The organism is Mesorhizobium sp. WSM4814 (assembly GCF_055811595.1).
In genome coordinates this window covers 1-539 of the sequence record NZ_JBVVQT010000081.1, presented here as the reverse complement: position 1 = coordinate 539, position 539 = coordinate 1, and the positions used below count along the sequence as shown (strand labels likewise).

The 539-nt window shown below is 66.4% G+C and carries 1 protein-coding gene; it reads left to right on the top strand.

Features of this window, described 5'->3' with window-relative positions; translation table 11 throughout:
• Positions 1-539 (top strand): TCP-1/cpn60 chaperonin family protein (locus AC0L2V_RS32245; protein WP_473522195.1); only part of this gene is annotated, 539 nt, incomplete at both ends.

Below are 539 nucleotides of genomic sequence, written 5' to 3'. Positions count from 1 at the left end.
ATCGAGGAGACCACCTCGGACTACGACAAGGAGAAGCTGCAGGAACGTCTCGCCAAGCTGGCGGGCGGCGTTGCCGTGATCCGCGTCGGCGGTGCGACCGAGATCGAAGTCAAGGAAAAGAAGGACCGCGTCGATGACGCCCTCAACGCGACCCGTGCGGCCGTCGAAGAAGGCATCGTTCCCGGCGGCGGCGTCGCACTGCTGCGCGCTTCGCTGGCCATCACCGTCAGCGGCGCCAACTCAGACCAGACCGCCGGCATCGCCATCGTGCGTCGTGCGCTGCAGGCTCCGGCTCGCCAGATCGCGGCCAACGCCGGTGCGGAAGCATCGATCGTTGCCGGCAAGATCCTCGAGAACACGGGCCCGACCTTCGGCTTCAATGCCCAGACCGGCGAATATGGCGACATGATCGCCATGGGTATCGTCGATCCGGTCAAGGTCGTGCGCACAGCTCTCCAGGATGCGGCCTCGGTCGCCGGCCTGCTGGTCACCACCGAAGCCATGATCGCGGAGGCTCCGAAGAAGGAGTCGGCTGGCGG